The organism is Streptomyces sp. NPDC127197, from assembly GCF_042672405.1.
Taxonomy (GTDB): domain Bacteria; phylum Actinomycetota; class Actinomycetes; order Streptomycetales; family Streptomycetaceae; genus Streptomyces; species Streptomyces flavusporus.
In genome coordinates, this window is sequence record NZ_JBHXVG010000027.1 from 97,427 (window position 1) to 111,051 (window position 13,625).

The following is a 13,625-nucleotide window of genomic DNA, read 5'->3' on the forward strand; positions in this document are numbered from 1 at the left end:
GGAACGAGGCGGTTCTTCCGACCGGAATCCAGCCTGATCGCGACGGACGGCGGGCGGCAGGCCGTGTTGTGCCGGGGAGCGGCGTTCCGGGGTGTGACAGGGCCCCCCACCGCCCTCCCGCACAGGTCAGGGCCGCCCGCAGAGTGGAGTTCGTGAGGAATGAGCAGCACAGCGGCATCGAGCTGGGACGCTTCCTGCGTGCCCGCCGGGCCCGGGTGACGCCTGCGGACGTCGGTCTGGAGGCCGGGTCCGGGTGTGTCGTACGCCTGGGCTGCGCCGCGAGGAGCTGGTCACCCTGGCCGGCATCAGCATCGACTACTACACCCGCCTGGAGCGGGGCAAGGAGACCCGCCCGAGCCCGTCCGTCGTGGACGCGCTGGCCCGTGCCCTGGCCGCCGATGTCCGGACGGCGCCGACGTCAGCGTGCGGTGTCCGGCGCCGGCCGGTCCGTGGTGCGGGCGTATATCGCGGGGCAGGCCTCCAGGTTCACACCCGCCTGCTGTGAGGGGGTGCATTACTCCCCCCAACAGTGCTCCCCGGAACCGTCCTCCCGGGAGGAACTCTCCTCTTTTCCCTCATCGACGCGGGTGCGAACGTCGGTGATGCGACCGGACCGGGATCCGCTCAGCCGCCCACCGCGGCAGCCGATGCCGTCCGGATTCTGACACCCCGTGGCATCTCAACGCCGAGACGCCCGAACGGCGTGACGCCGTGCGCCGGCCATCATGCCGCCGCCCCGCCACCGTCGTCCCCACCCCAGAACCAAGGTTTCTCACGCCATGTCACACCCCGTCAGCCTGCCCGATCCACGTCGGTGGACGGCGCTGATCTTTATCTCGCTCGCCCAGTTGCTGGTGGTCCTGGACGTGACCATCACCAACATCGCCCTGCCCTCGCTCCAGGCCGACCTGGACATAGCCGTCGCCAACCGGCACTGGGTGATCACCGCCTACGCCCTCGCCTTCGGCGGCCTGCTGCTGCTCTGCGGCCGGCTCGCCGACCTGTGGGGACGCAAGCCCACCTTTGTCACCGGCCTGGTCGGCTTCGCGGTGGCCTCCGTCATCGGTGGCGCCGCCGGCAACGAGGCGATGATGTTCACCGGCCGGGCCCTGCAGGGCGTGTTCGCCGCGCTGCTCGCCCCGTCCGCGCCTGCTCGGAGCGGGCCACTTCACGCACCACCTCGACAAGCGGCGGGCACTCCCGACCACTTCACCGCACCCATCACCACGCAGACGGACGGGAGATGACCGACATGGCACTGATTCTGGTGACCGGGGCATCCACCGGGCTCGGGCGCAACACAGCGAGATCCGCGGCGTTGCCCGGCAGGCTGCCGAGTTCGGCCGCTTCGACGCCGTCATCCACAACGCCGGCACCATGCACTCTCCGGAGGAGATCACTGTCAACACGGTCGCGCCGTACGTACTGACGGCCCTGATGAACAAATCGGCCAGGCTCATCCATCTCAGCAGCCCCGCTTGACTCAGATCCTCAGCGCCGTTGCTGCGGCGGGAGGCAAAGAGGCCTCAACAGTCGGCCGGTCGCCTCGCCTCCGGCAGATGGGTCTTCGCCCACTGCGCAAGCTCCTTGAGCGCGGGATCCAACGCCGCCCCTGCCTCCGTCAGCCGGTAGGACACCCGCGGCGGCGGCCCCTCGTCCACCTCGCGGACGACGAGTTCCGCGGCGCCGAGCTCGGTGCGTCGGTGGGAGAGCATGCGCTCGCTGATCCCGGGAACCGCCCGGCACAGGTCGACGAAGTACGCCGGCCCTCCGATCAGCACGGACACGATCGGGCCGGTCCAGCGCTTTCCGAGCAGCTGGAAGACGCGTGTGATGCCCTCGTCGACCTGCATGCGGGACCCCGTCTCGTGACGGTGAGCACCGTGCGGGGTCGAGTGCGCCAGCCGCCTCATACGCCGAGGCCGCGGCGCAGCGCCGCGATCATGTCGGCGAGGACACGCCTGCCCACCGCAGACTCAGGGATGAGGCCTCCGTGCAGGACGCCGGGGTAGAGGACGAGCTCGGTGGGGACGTCGGCGTGTGCGAGGCGTTGGGCGTAGTCGATGTCCTCGTCGCGGAACGGGTCGTACTGGCATGCGGTGATGAACGCAGGGGGCAGTCCGGACAGGTCCTCGGCCCGTGCGGGCGCGGCGTAGGGGGATACACGGGCGGTGCGCCGGCGTCCCTCTCCGAGGTAGCAGTCCCAACTGACCTGTGTGGCCTGGCTGTTCCACAGCGGGACGTCGTCGTAGTCGCGCATCGACGGCGTCTCCTGGCGGTCGTCGAGTTCGGCGACGCCCAGGTACTGGAAGCACAGTGCGGGCCCGCGGCGGTCACGAGCGAGGAGGGCCACGGCGGCGGCGAGACCACCACCGGTGCTCTCCCCCGCGATGCCGATGCGGTCCGGGTCGATGCCGAGCTCGCTCGCCGACTTCGCGGTCCACGCCAGGGCCGCGTAGCAGTCCTCCAGCCCGGCCGGGAACGGGTTCTCCGGCGCGAGCCGGTACTCGACCGAGACCACAACCGCTCCGACCTCCGCGGCGATGCGCGTGGCCGCGGCGTCGAACTGCTCGATCCTGCCCATGACGAACCCGCCGCCGTGGATGTACAGAAGTCCGGGCAGCAGGCCGTCGCGCTCGGCGGGCGCGTAGACGCGGACCCTGACATCCGGCGATCCGTAGGGCCCGGGGACGGTGACGTCGCGGGTACGGATCTCGATGTCCGGCTCGTAGGACGACAGACCGCTCCGAACCGCTTCCTCACCCAGCGCGCGCAGCGCCCGGACGTCGGTGAACGGCCCGCTCGGGAGCATCGAAAGCCGCGGTGTGATCTCGGGGTCGTACGCGTAGGTCATGTCGCCTCCTCGGCGGGCAGGTGCTGGGACAACTCGGGGTGTGGTGCCAGAGGGGTGTCGCTATGCCTTTACCACCAACGGTGCTCCGGGTTCGTGCCGTCGTACGGGCATCGCGCCGCGGTTGCCGATGCGTGGGGAGCCGGGTGCGTAGGTGGGACTGTTGACCCTTCGTCGGGGGTGTAGCCGTCCCGACCGCTCTGGAAGACCTCCTTGAACAGCGGCATGACCGCCGCCGCCAGGGAGGTGCCGGTGGTCGCCTGCACCATCTGCAGCAGATCGGTGGCCGTATCGAGGTCCTCGATGGTCAGTTCCTCTCCGTCGCGCATGCGGACCAGGGCGTCCCTGAACGCCTCGACGATGTGTGCCGCGCGGGGGTCGTACAACTCCGTGTCGTTGTACGACGGATCGGTGGTCGACGTCACGATGGTCTGCTCCTGGAAGAGGGGGTTGCTTATGGCGGGCATCAGCACGGTCGGGAGGGGGTGCGTCCGGTGATGGGGGTGATCTTGCCGACGCCTCGGCGAGATCACCCCGCCTTTTGGATAGGCCTATCCACTTCGCGATTCCGGATGGGTCGATCCGGCCTATGGTGTCAGCGTAGCACTAAAATCGGATAGGCCTATCCGATTGCTAGACTGGCCGGCATGACCTCTGGCGCCCAGCACCCCGACGACACCGCCGCCCAGCCGCTGCGCAGCGACGCCGAGCGCAACCGGGAGCGCATCATCGCCGCCGCCCGCACGGTGTTCGCGCGCGACGGCCTGAACGCCTCCATGGCCTCCGTGGCCCGCCAGGCAGGGGTGGGAATCGCCACCATGTTCCGCCGCTTCCCCACCAAGGAGGAGCTGGTCGACGCCGTCTTCGTCGACCGTATGAACGCCTACGCCGACACCGTCGCCGTTGCCCTCGACGATCCGGACCCCTGGAACGGTTTCGTCGGCTACATCGAGACCGCCTGCGCGATGCAGGCCGCCGACTCCGGCTTCGCCGACGTGCTGACCATGACCTTCCCCACCGCCAAGGCCCTGGAGAAGCGCCGCAACGAGGCCTATGAGGGCATGGTGCGGCTCATCGACCGCGCCAAGGCCGCAGGCCGGCTGCGCGAGGACTTCGACCTCTCGGATCTGGTGCTGCTGCACATGGCCAACGCCGGCGTCGTCAGCGCCACCGGCGACGCCGCTCCCGACGCCTGGCGCCGCGTCGCCGCCCTGCTGATCCAGTCCTTCGAGGCTCCCGCCCGCGGCCCGCTGCCCGCCTCGCCCGAGCACGACGCCCTCTACAAGGCCATGCTCCGCGGCAGCCCGACGGACATCACGTCGTCGGAGCCGGGGAAGAGCAGCTGACCGCAGGACCGAAACCACCGCGCCCGGCCGGGGCACGGCGGTGCCCTAGCAGAGGAGGCTGCCGCCGGTGGCGTCGATGAACGCGCCGGTGATCCAGCGCGCTTCGTCGGTGGCGATGAAGGCCACCACGTCGGCGACGTCCTCCGGCTCGCCGAGGCGCTTGAACGCCGACGACTGGGCCATCTGCTCCCGGACCTCGGGGACCTTGAAGAACTCACTCCCGTTGTCCGTGGTGCCGGGGGTCACGGTGTTGACCGTGATCCCCCGGGGGGCGAGGTGGCGAGCGAAGTTCCGCGAGAGCTGTTCGAGGGCGCCCTTGGTCATCGAGTAGACGGTGTGCGCGGGGTTGACGACCCGGGTCAGAGCGGAGGAGATGTTGATGATGCGTCCCCCGTCGGGGATCAGCCCGAGGGCGCGCTGGGTGATGAAGAAGGGCGCCTTCGTGTTGACCGCGAACATCCTGTCGAACTCCTCGACGGGGACCTCCCCCAGAGCGGTGCCGGGGGCCGAGGTGTCGGCGGCGTTGTTCACCAGGATGTCCAGGGTGGTCCGCCCGGTGCGCTCCTTCAGGCCGGCCTCCAGACCCTGGAACAACTGGTCGACGTCGCCGGGCACGCCCAGTTCCGCGTGGACCGTGAAGGCCCGGCCGCCGTCCTTCTCGATGAGCTCGACGGTTTCCTGAGCGGCCTGCTTGTTGTGCGCGTAGTGCACGGCGACCAGGGCTCCCTCACGGGCCAGGGCGACGGCCGTGGCCCGGCCGATGCCCCGGCTGGAACCGGTGACGAGAGCGGTCCTGCCGTTGAGCTTCTTCACGATGATGTCCCTTCGAAGTCCCGGTCGAACCGTGGCACGCACGACGTCGGGAAGCGCTTGACGTTGAGCGGCGCTCCGACGTGTGGACCATCAGTCGAGGTCGGGATGTGGATGTGGTGGGCTGTGCGGTGAGTGATGTTCCAGCGGTGGCTGTGGGATCCGGCGGCGTTCAGCCGGGCAGGCGACCAGACCGTTGTGTCCCCGGGGTCATGCCGGCGTGGCCTTCGGGGTGATGGTGTCGGGGCTGGTGCGGGTCTTGAGGATGAAGTCGAACTCCATGGTCCTGTAGGGGCTTTGGAATCCGTGTTGGGCGATGTCCTCGGGATCCTCGTGCAGGACGGTGTCGGCCTGCAGGGCGGGAGGGGCCAGTGTGCCGCCGACGAAGTCGACGGGGATGACGGGGTCTCCCTTGAAGTAGATCTCGCCCCGCCAGGGAGTGATCAGGTCAGGGTGGTGGACTTCGTAGTGGATGTGGGCCGGACGGTAGAGGCTGCGTCCGAGGGCCGCGACGGCTTCGGCGACCCCGTCGACCGCCGTGATGTGGGGGTCGGCGTAGGCGACGGGGGTGATGGTGGTGAAGGCGTAGCGGCCGTCGGAATCGGTGAACAGGTGTCCGCGCAGGTTGTACCTGAGCACTCCGTCGTCGTACAGCCCGGAGTAGTTGCCGTTGTCGGCTGCGTGGTAGATGTCCAGCTTGGCGCCCTCGAGCGGTCGGCCGTGGCCGTCCAGGACGCGGCCGGAGGCGATCAGCGGGGTTCCGGGTTCGTCCGGTCGCATCGGCAGGGTGCCGGGGTTGTCGATGCGCGGGGAGCCGGGGATGTAGGTGGGGCTGTCGACGTCTTCGGAGGGGGTGTAGCCGTCCTGGCCGCCCTGGAAGAGCTCGCTGTACAGCGGCATGGCGACCAGCGCCAGGGGAGCGCCGGTGGCGGTCTGGATCCTCTGCAGCAGGTCGGCGACCGCGTTGAGGTCGTCGAAGGTCAGTCCGTCCTCGTCACGCAGGCGGGCCAGGGCGTTCTTGAACGCCTCGACAAGGCGTACCGCGCGGGGGTTGATCAGCGCCGGGTCGACGTAGGACGGATCGGTGGTTGTGGTCATGCCGGTCTGTTCCTTGAGGGGGCATGGCTGAAGGGGGCATCAGCAGGCCGCGGATGACAGGGGATGAGTTGCGCGCCGGACTTGGTGGTCTCTGTGACGCCCCAGGCCGCGAACGCCGCGGCCTGGGAGCGGCTCATGAAATCCGATGCGGTGTCAGAGGCTGAACACGAGCTCGGCCTCGTCGCGCTTGGTGGTGTGCAGCTCCCAGTAGACGGGGGAGATCTGCTCAGGCTTGGCTGTCGGGAATCCGGGGACGACCGACATGCCGATCGACACGTCGATGCCGACGTGGGCGGCCTGGATGCCGGTGCCGTCCAGTTCCTTGTGCAGGTTGATCGCCCAGTTGCGCAGCGCAGCAGCTGCGGCGTTGACGTTGCCGACCTCCGGCACGGGGTCGATGGAGCCGGCTCCGGTGGTGTAGAGCAGCGTGCCCGCTCCCGCCTCACGCATTGCGGGCAGCACCGCCTTGGTGGCGGCGATGGCCCCGTACAGCTGGAACTCGATCTCGTGCTGCACATGAGACGGTTCGGTCTCGGCCGGAGTGGTCAGAGCGGTGGAGCCGAACGTCCCGACCGGGGAGTACTCCAGGACATCGATGCCGCCGAACTGCGCGGCGGCGTCCTTGAGGGCCTGGGCGAGCGCGTCGCGGTCGAGCACGTCCGCGGGGAACGCGGCGGCGGTGATGCCTTCGGCAGTGAGCTGACCGACGAGACCGTCGAGCTTCTCCCGGTTGCGGGAGATCAGGGCGACGTCGAAACCCTCGGAGCCGAAGGTGCGGGCGATGGCCAGGCCCAGCTGGGGGCCGGCTCCGACGATGGCAATGCTGGTCACAGCAAGTCCTTTCGTGGAAGACATGGCAGGGGAAGCCGAAATATGGATAGGTCTATCCGATTCGGATTCGGATAGGTCTTTCCGGTTCACTGCTGCAACAGTACCACGAAATGGATAGGGCAATCCGATTGCTTGCGATCGGTAGCTGCTCTGCATCGCGGTCCGGACGGTTACCGGAGCCGTCGTGCTCAGTCGGTGATCCGCAGCAGCAACTTGCCCGTTGAGGTGCGCCCGCCCATGAGCCGGTGGGCCTCGGCCGCGTCCTGCAGGGGGAACTCGGCGGTGACCGGAAGGCTCACGGTGCCGTCGGTGACCGTACGGAAGGCACGCTCGGTGAGCGAACGCAGTGCCTCGGGTGCCGACTGGGCGAGTGCCAGGATGGAGAAGCCCGCGACGGAACGGCCCTGTGCGTAGAGTTCGGGCTGCCCGACGTGCCATGGTTCTGCCCCGCTCGCGTTGCCGAAGGACACCAGGCGTCCGAAGACGGCCAGCGTGTCGAGGCCGCGGCGAAGGGTGTCACCGCCGACCGGGTCGAGGACCAGGTCGACGCCCCTGCCGTTGGTGGCGCGGCGGACGTCGTCGGAGAACGTGTCTGTGGTGAACACCTCGTCGTAGCCGTGCTTGAGAGCGTGCCCGGCCTTGGCTGCGGAGGAGACCACGCCGTACGCAGCACTGGCACCCGCCGCGCGGGCGAGCTGCCCGGCCACCGTGCCGATGCCGCCCGCCGCGCCGTGCACCAGCACGCTCTCTCCGGCGTGCAGTCGACCCACCTCGTGGAGCAGGGCGTGCGCTGTCGGCAGCACGGTGGGCAGCGTGGCGGCGGTCCGCAGGTCCAGGCCCTCGGTGAGCGGGAAAACGGTGGCGGTCTCGGCGACCACCACCTCGGCGTAGGCGCCGCTGTCGACGAGGGCCGCGACTTCCTGACCCGGGTGCAGTCCCTCGACGCCGTGGCCGACGGCCCGGATCCGTCCGGAGACTTCCAGGCCCGGGCGGAAGGGCAGCGATTCCACCCGGTACCCCTCCGCGCGCGCCTTGAGGTCCGCGAAGTTCACGCCCGCATACGCGGCGTCGATGGTCACCTGGCCCGGCCCGGGCCGGGGGGTTTCGGCCGTCACGAGCTGCAGCACCTCGGGGCCGCCGTACTCCTGGAACTCGACTGCACGCATAAGCGGAACGCACCCTTCGGCGAAGTGTTCAACAGAAAGCGAACACTGGGACTGTAAGATGCTCATCGAACACTAAGCAAGCGGCTGGGACTCCCAGGGGGACCCAGCGAGGATGCGCATGGCGAGGAGAGGGGCATGTCGAAGCAGGCTGCGGGCAGCAGTCACCGTGCGGCGCCGGTGCACACGGATCCCGAAGACGTCTCCGTCCTGACCGCGCTGTCCGCGCTCGCCGACCCCGTGCGCATCCAGTTGATCCGCGAGTTGGCGGGCTCCGCCGACTGGACGCGCAGCTGTGGCAGCTTCGACGTGCCCGTCGGCAAAGCCGCACTCAGTCACCACTTCTCGGTCTTGCGCGGCGCCGGCCTCGTCGAACAGCGTGACCAGGGGCCCAAGCGAGTCAACCGACTGCGCCGCGAGGAGTTCGATGCGCGCTTCCCCGGGCTGCTCGACCTGCTCCTGCGCTCCGATGGCGCCGAGTCAACTACCCAGCGCTAAAGCACCGGGCTTGCACAACGGGCATCACTGGCGGTGACACTGCGTTTGCGTCCAGCCCCGCCCCGGCGCGTGCGCTCCGGAGGTGGGGCAGGGGCGATTGACTGCGCCCCGCTTCGCCACAACTCCCACGCTCGCGCACGGATGTTGCGGGAGCCGTTCCGGTCCGCGTGCGCAACGGCGCCGCAGTTCCGGCATGCGAACCAGGCCTGGGAGACCCGGTTCGCCTTGTCGATGTGGCCGCACTCGGCACAGGTGCGGGAGGTGTACGCCGGATTGACGTACACCACCGGCACCCCCGCCCGGCGGGCCTTGTACGCGATGAACGCCCCCAGCTGGGCGAAGGACCAGCTGGAGTGGGTGGCCCGTTGGGGCTTGCGAAGCCGTACCCGTTCGCGGATGCCCGTCAAATCTTCCAGGGCGATCCCGCGACCGGTGCGTTCTGCCTCGGCCACCACATGCTTCGCGATCTTGTGGTTGATGTCCCGTGCCCGCCGCGCCTCCTTACGCCTGCGCTTCTTCAGCCGGCGCTTGGCGGACGGGGTGTTCTTCTTCTGCAGCTTGGTGCGCAGCGCGCGTTCCCGCACCCGTGTGCGGTTGAGCCCGCGTCCGGCCATGATCTCGCCATCGCTGGTGGTGGCGATGTTCACGATGCCCAGGTCGATGCCCAGGAAGCCCGCCGGTTCCGTGTTCAGCGCTGCTTCGGGTACCTCGCAGGTGGCGTTCAGGAACCACATGCCGTCCCGGCACACCAGGTCGGACTCGCCCCGCCGGTACAGGGCCAGGGTGGCCAGCTGCTCGGGGGCGGCGGTGAACGCCACGTCCTTGACCCGGCCGCGGACGGTCCAGATGGAGACCCGGCGTTCGGCGATCTGCCAGGACAGCATCCGGTCGTCGTAGGGCTGTGCCCCGTCCGGCCGGAAGGCGACCGGTTTCTCGGTGGCCCTGCGGTACCGCTTCGAGCCGGGTTTCCCGAGGTTCCCGGCCTTCAGGTTGGCCGTCAGCGTCGCGTATGCGTCACAGGTCTTTTTGATCACATGCTGGGCGGCCTGCGCACCCAGCCCCCACCTGGTCTTGATCTCGTCGTAGGTGAGCCTGCGTAGCGCGAAGTTCCTCTTCACATCTTTTCGAAGGCCACCTCGCCGGCCCAGGTCGCGGCCTCGTTGCAGGCGCGCAGGGTCGCCTCAAGTGCCGCCGCCTGCACGGGCGTCGGCAGCAGCTTCACCTGCACCACCAGCTTCACGGCCGCGACGCTACCCGACACCTTCAAGCCCCCGCATTCGAATACAGAAATCCTCTCCGGCCGCCTGCCGGACCATCCCGGCGCTCCGCGCCAAACGCCACCGCGGTGCTCCGCACCGCCCACCCCGGGATGCGATTCCTCCCGGGCGTGAACGCCCGGGGTTCCTCGCAAGACCCGCTGAACAGTGGCCCGCGCGCCGGCCCTGGCCAGTCAGAAGGCACACACCTGCGCCCGATGGTTCCACCATGCCCGGAGCGACACCGTTCACGCGCACTCCGACAGCAGCCTGACAACCCGCCCCGGCGGCGGGTTGGTGGTGGTCAGGGCTAGGAGACTGTTCTTGCCGTAGCTCTCATGCCGCGTCGACGGCAGTCGGCCGCACGTCGGGCTTGATGCCGAGTGCCTCGGCGATGAGCGCGTGGGGAGTGGCGGCGGGCCTCCTGGTCGGGGCTGATGCTCTGGAACATCACTTCGGTCGCTCCGGTCTGCTCGATCATCTGCAGGAGCTGGTCCCGTACGGTTTCGGGGCGGCCGGCGAGCTGCCGGGGCCAGCGGCCGTTCACGATCCTGGGGCCGGAGGCAAGGCCCGAATGAAAGCCCTGTTCAGCAAGGCTGAACAGGGCGGCTACGGCGTCCAGTTACGCGGAACCGGCGCCAGCGGGGGCAGGGCGATCGCAAGGGTGAGTGCCGCCGACCGACGGGGGCGGCGCCGGCGGTCAGGCGGACCGCAACTCGAACCAGTCGAAGGCCACGCTGCCTCGCGTGGCGTACATGCCGAAGACCCGGCCGGTGAAGCCGCCGGCGACCTCGGTGGTGAGGTAGCGGCCGTCGAGTTCGGCGAGGATCTCGAAGTCCCCGCTGTCCGTCTCGTAGCCCAGACGGAGGGTGTCGGGGCCGCCGACCCGGAGGCCGGGCGGGGGAGTCGTGTCGGGGTCCGTGCTCCGGGCTGTGACCGTGGGCGGCAGGATGTCGGAGGTCGTGACGTCGATCCGCAGGGTCAACGGGCCGGACGGTACGGCTTGTTCGGCGACGGTGTGGCGCAGCGGGCCGATCCTGGCGACCGCGCGGACCATGCCGTCTCCCACCTCCACCTCGTAGTGGTGTGCCTCGTCCAGCCGTACCGTGAGTCCGCCCCGGCCGCCTTCGGCGACGTCGGCCGCTGTGCGCGCGGTGCAGTCGGCATGGCGCTGGCGCCGCCCCACGAAGAGTGCGCCGGGCTTGTCCAGGCTGTCCCCGCGGGCGTGCAGCACCAGGTGGCCGGGCCGTTCGTCGAGACGGACAGCCTCCGGGTCGTGGCGTCGGAGCGACACCCAGCACGGCGCGAGGGCGGGGGAGTCGAAGTCGTCCCGGTCCGGCTCCTGCGGCCAGGGATGCGGCGCCAGCGCCGGGGCCTGCGCACGCAACTCCAGCGGGCCGGGCAAGGGCCACTCGTCCTCCCACCGCACGGGTGCCAGGAACGTCTCCCGGCCCATGCCGTGGTACATCGGTGTGTCGCCGCGGGGCCTGGTTCCGAGCAGCACCATCCACCACGTGCCGTCGTGTGCCTGCACCAGGTCGCCGTGGCCGGTGTTCTGCACCGGGTGACCGGTACTGCGGTGGGACAGCACCGGGTTGGCGGGGTGGGGTTCGAACGGCCCGGGCAGGGCGCGGGCCCGGGCCAGCGACAGCGCATGCCCACGTTCCGTGCCGCCCTCCGACAGCAGCAGGTACCACCAGTCGCCGACCCGGTACAGGTGCGGGCCCTCGGGATACTGCAGCCCGCTGCCCGACCACATCGGCACCGGCTCGCCGAGCAGTTCGCCGGACTTCGGGTCGATGCGGACCCCGCGGATGCCGTCCGACGAGAACACGCACCAACACGTCCCGTCCTCTTCCCAGGCCAGGTCGGGGTCGATGCCGGGTACGCCGACCGGCACCGGGTCCGACCACGGTCCCGCGGGGTCCTCGGCGGTCACCAGGATGTTGCCCGCCCCGGCGACCACGGTCGTGATCAGCCAGAACCGGCCGTCGTGGTACCGCAGTGTGGGCGCGTACACCCCCGTGGACGACGGGGCAGTGTCGGGCAGCTCCAGCTGCGAGGGCCGGTCCAGGGCGTGCCCGATCAGCCGCCAGTGCACCAGGTCACGGCTGTGCCAGATCGGCACCCCCGGTACGTACTCGAAGCTGGATGTCGCCACGTAGTAGTCGTCACCGGCCCGGCAGATGCTCGGGTCCGGGCTGAAGCCGGGGATCACGGGATTGTCGAAGAACGCCATGTCCGTCCTGAGGGGTGTGGTCGGGGGAGTGAACACCGAGGTGGGCCGCACGGGCAGAATTGTTGAAGCGCTTCGAAAGTTCGCATGCGGGTCTGCGGCATGTCAACAGGTCAGCAGAGTATGGATAGGTCGTCATGGCCGCGGCGGCGTCGAAGCGCTTCGATCGGGGCCGTCGTCCTGGGCCGTGGGCGACGGGCGTTCCGTCTGCGTCGCCCTGGACGGTGACGGCTGGGAGCCGAGCATGTCGAGGAGGACCAGGGCGTCGTACTCGGGTGTGTCCCGCTCGGCGTAGTACGTGATCAGACGGTGGCCGGGGGTTGTGAACAGGTGGCGATCGACGGCACTTGAGCGTGTTCGGGCGCGCATGAGCGAGCCTTCGGGCAGTGGCAGGCACACTCCCCTGGCAGGGAACGAGAGTTCTTGCATCGAATGCGTGACCTTCGCCAGTGGTGGTCGTTGGGTGTGGTGACGGATTTCTTCGATGCGGGATCGGGGGTGAAGTGGTGGGTGGACTGCGGGAGGTGGCGGCGCCGTTCGTGGTGGCCGGCCCCTCGGGGGTCGCAATCCGTACCCGGCTCAAGGGCCTGACCGCCGAGGACGAGAAGGTTCTCCGCCTGGTCGGCGACCACCTCGGTTCGCTCGCCTCCCGTGACCTGAGGGCGCGGTGCGCGGCCGGGCACGATCACGACACCGAGCAGTGGGCGCAGCGCAAGCAGGCCCTGACCGGGGAGTCCTCCTCCCGCTGGGCCGGGTCGATCACGAAGGCCAGCCACGACCAGTGGGCGCTCGCCCGGCGCGGCCAGCTCGCACACATCCAGAGCCTGGAAGCCGGGATCGAGACGATCGAGCACCGCCTGTCCCTGCCCGTGGGCGCGAAGGGCACCAAGCAGGTGCCGGGCGGCTACCGCAGCAGGCAGGAGTGGTTCGCCAAGTCCCGCCGCCTGCGCCTGCTCGAAGACCGGCTCCAGGCGGCCCGGGCTGACCGTGAGGCCGGGCGGGTGCGCGTGGTGCGCGGCGGGACGCGGCTGCTGAACACCCGCCACCACCTGGATGCCGCTCAGCTCACCGAGGCCGAGTGGCACGCCCGGTGGGAGGCCGGGCGGTGGTTCCTCGCCGCGGACGGCGAGTCCGGGAAGCGGTTCGGCAACGAGACCATCCGCGTCACCCCTGACGGCGAGGTCTCGATCAAGCTCCCCGCGCCGCTGGCGCACCTGGCGAACGCTGCGCACGGCCGGTACGTGCTGGCGGCGAAGGTGTCGTTCGCGCACCGGGGCGAGCAGTGGGCCGACCGCGTGGCAGCCAACCGTGCGGTGGCCTACCGCATCCACGAAGACGTAGGCCGCGGGCGCTGGTACCTGACCGCGTCCTGGACGATCCCCCCGGTTCAGGCCGTGCCGCTGGCGGCGGCCCGCGCGGGCGGCCTGGTCGGCGTGGACACCCTGAGTTCTAGTGGTCGTTGCAACACCTCAGCTCAGAGGTGGCAATGGACTTCGAGATTCGTGGTGGCCGGAGGCCTCAGGGGAACAGACCGCT

General features: G+C 69.7%; 11 protein-coding genes and 4 pseudogenes. 5 read left to right on the plus strand and 10 right to left on the minus strand.

What is annotated here, in order from left to right; all coding sequences use genetic code 11:
* Positions 1-152: 152 nt before the first annotated feature.
* Positions 153-400: pseudogene (locus tag ACFVJQ_RS32785) on the plus strand (helix-turn-helix domain-containing protein); the annotation flags it as partial.
* 379 nt (positions 401-779) lie between these two features.
* Positions 780-1,148: pseudogene (locus ACFVJQ_RS32790) on the plus strand (MFS transporter); the annotation flags it as partial.
* Positions 1,149-1,526: 378 nt separating this feature from the next.
* On the opposite strand, the gene ACFVJQ_RS32795 reads toward ACFVJQ_RS32790, so the two are convergent.
* The 3 genes from ACFVJQ_RS32795 to ACFVJQ_RS32805 all read right to left on the minus strand — a co-directional run bounded on the left by ACFVJQ_RS32795 (position 1,527) and on the right by ACFVJQ_RS32805 (position 3,318).
* Positions 1,527-1,853: a winged helix-turn-helix transcriptional regulator gene (locus ACFVJQ_RS32795; RefSeq protein WP_385789235.1), complete on the minus strand. Its 327-nt coding sequence runs from the start codon at positions 1,851-1,853 to the stop codon at positions 1,527-1,529.
* 56 nt (positions 1,854-1,909) lie between these two features.
* Positions 1,910-2,854: an alpha/beta hydrolase gene (locus tag ACFVJQ_RS32800; protein ID WP_385789237.1), complete on the minus strand. Its 945-nt coding sequence runs from the start codon at positions 2,852-2,854 to the stop codon at positions 1,910-1,912.
* 68 nt (positions 2,855-2,922) lie between these two features.
* Positions 2,923-3,318, minus strand: a complete 396-nt coding sequence (locus tag ACFVJQ_RS32805; protein ID WP_385516164.1) for a hypothetical protein — start codon at positions 3,316-3,318, stop codon at positions 2,923-2,925.
* A gap of 180 nt (positions 3,319-3,498) precedes the next feature.
* Here ACFVJQ_RS32805 and ACFVJQ_RS32810 point away from each other — a divergent pair, with 180 nt between their 5' ends.
* The gene (locus ACFVJQ_RS32810) at positions 3,499-4,197 is read left to right on the plus strand and encodes a TetR/AcrR family transcriptional regulator (RefSeq protein ID WP_385789239.1); all 699 of its coding nucleotides are present in this window, start codon (positions 3,499-3,501) and stop codon (positions 4,195-4,197) included.
* 45 nt (positions 4,198-4,242) lie between these two features.
* On the opposite strand, the gene ACFVJQ_RS32815 is transcribed toward ACFVJQ_RS32810, so the two are convergent.
* The 4 genes from ACFVJQ_RS32815 to ACFVJQ_RS32830 all read right to left on the minus strand — a co-directional run bounded on the left by ACFVJQ_RS32815 (position 4,243) and on the right by ACFVJQ_RS32830 (position 8,102).
* Positions 4,243-5,010, minus strand: coding sequence for an SDR family oxidoreductase (locus ACFVJQ_RS32815; protein WP_385789241.1), 768 nt, complete (start codon positions 5,008-5,010; stop codon positions 4,243-4,245).
* Positions 5,011-5,217: 207 nt separating this feature from the next.
* A complete protein-coding gene (locus tag ACFVJQ_RS32820) occupies positions 5,218-6,105 on the minus strand; it encodes a hypothetical protein (protein ID WP_385789243.1) in 888 nt (295 codons plus the stop codon).
* A 153-nt stretch (positions 6,106-6,258) separates the two neighbouring features.
* A complete protein-coding gene (locus tag ACFVJQ_RS32825) occupies positions 6,259-6,936 on the minus strand; it encodes an SDR family NAD(P)-dependent oxidoreductase (protein WP_385516160.1) in 678 nt (225 codons plus the stop codon).
* 188 nt (positions 6,937-7,124) lie between these two features.
* Positions 7,125-8,102, minus strand: coding sequence for a zinc-binding alcohol dehydrogenase family protein (locus tag ACFVJQ_RS32830; protein ID WP_385789245.1), 978 nt, complete (start codon positions 8,100-8,102; stop codon positions 7,125-7,127).
* 135 nt (positions 8,103-8,237) lie between these two features.
* Here ACFVJQ_RS32830 and ACFVJQ_RS32835 point away from each other — a divergent pair, with 135 nt between their 5' ends.
* A complete protein-coding gene (locus ACFVJQ_RS32835; RefSeq protein ID WP_385789247.1) occupies positions 8,238-8,597 on the plus strand; it encodes an ArsR/SmtB family transcription factor in 360 nt (119 codons plus the stop codon).
* On the opposite strand, the pseudogene ACFVJQ_RS32840 reads toward ACFVJQ_RS32835, so the two are convergent.
* The 3 genes and pseudogenes from ACFVJQ_RS32840 to ACFVJQ_RS32850 all read right to left on the minus strand — a co-directional run bounded on the left by ACFVJQ_RS32840 (position 8,594) and on the right by ACFVJQ_RS32850 (position 12,458).
* A pseudogene (locus ACFVJQ_RS32840) lies at positions 8,594-9,837 on the minus strand (RNA-guided endonuclease InsQ/TnpB family protein). The gene ACFVJQ_RS32835 and the pseudogene ACFVJQ_RS32840 overlap by 4 nt on opposite strands.
* A 716-nt stretch (positions 9,838-10,553) precedes the next feature.
* Positions 10,554-12,092 carry a glycoside hydrolase family 43 protein gene (locus ACFVJQ_RS32845; protein ID WP_385517528.1) on the minus strand — a complete coding sequence of 513 codons (1,539 nt, stop codon included), beginning with the start codon at positions 12,090-12,092 and terminating at the stop codon, positions 10,554-10,556.
* Positions 12,093-12,224: 132 nt separating this feature from the next.
* Complete coding sequence (locus tag ACFVJQ_RS32850; protein WP_385517521.1) at positions 12,225-12,458, minus strand: hypothetical protein; 234 nt, start codon at positions 12,456-12,458, stop codon at positions 12,225-12,227.
* 137 nt (positions 12,459-12,595) lie between these two features.
* Between ACFVJQ_RS32850 and ACFVJQ_RS32855 the strand changes: the two are divergent.
* Positions 12,596-13,625: pseudogene (locus ACFVJQ_RS32855) on the plus strand (IS200/IS605 family accessory protein TnpB-related protein); the annotation flags it as partial.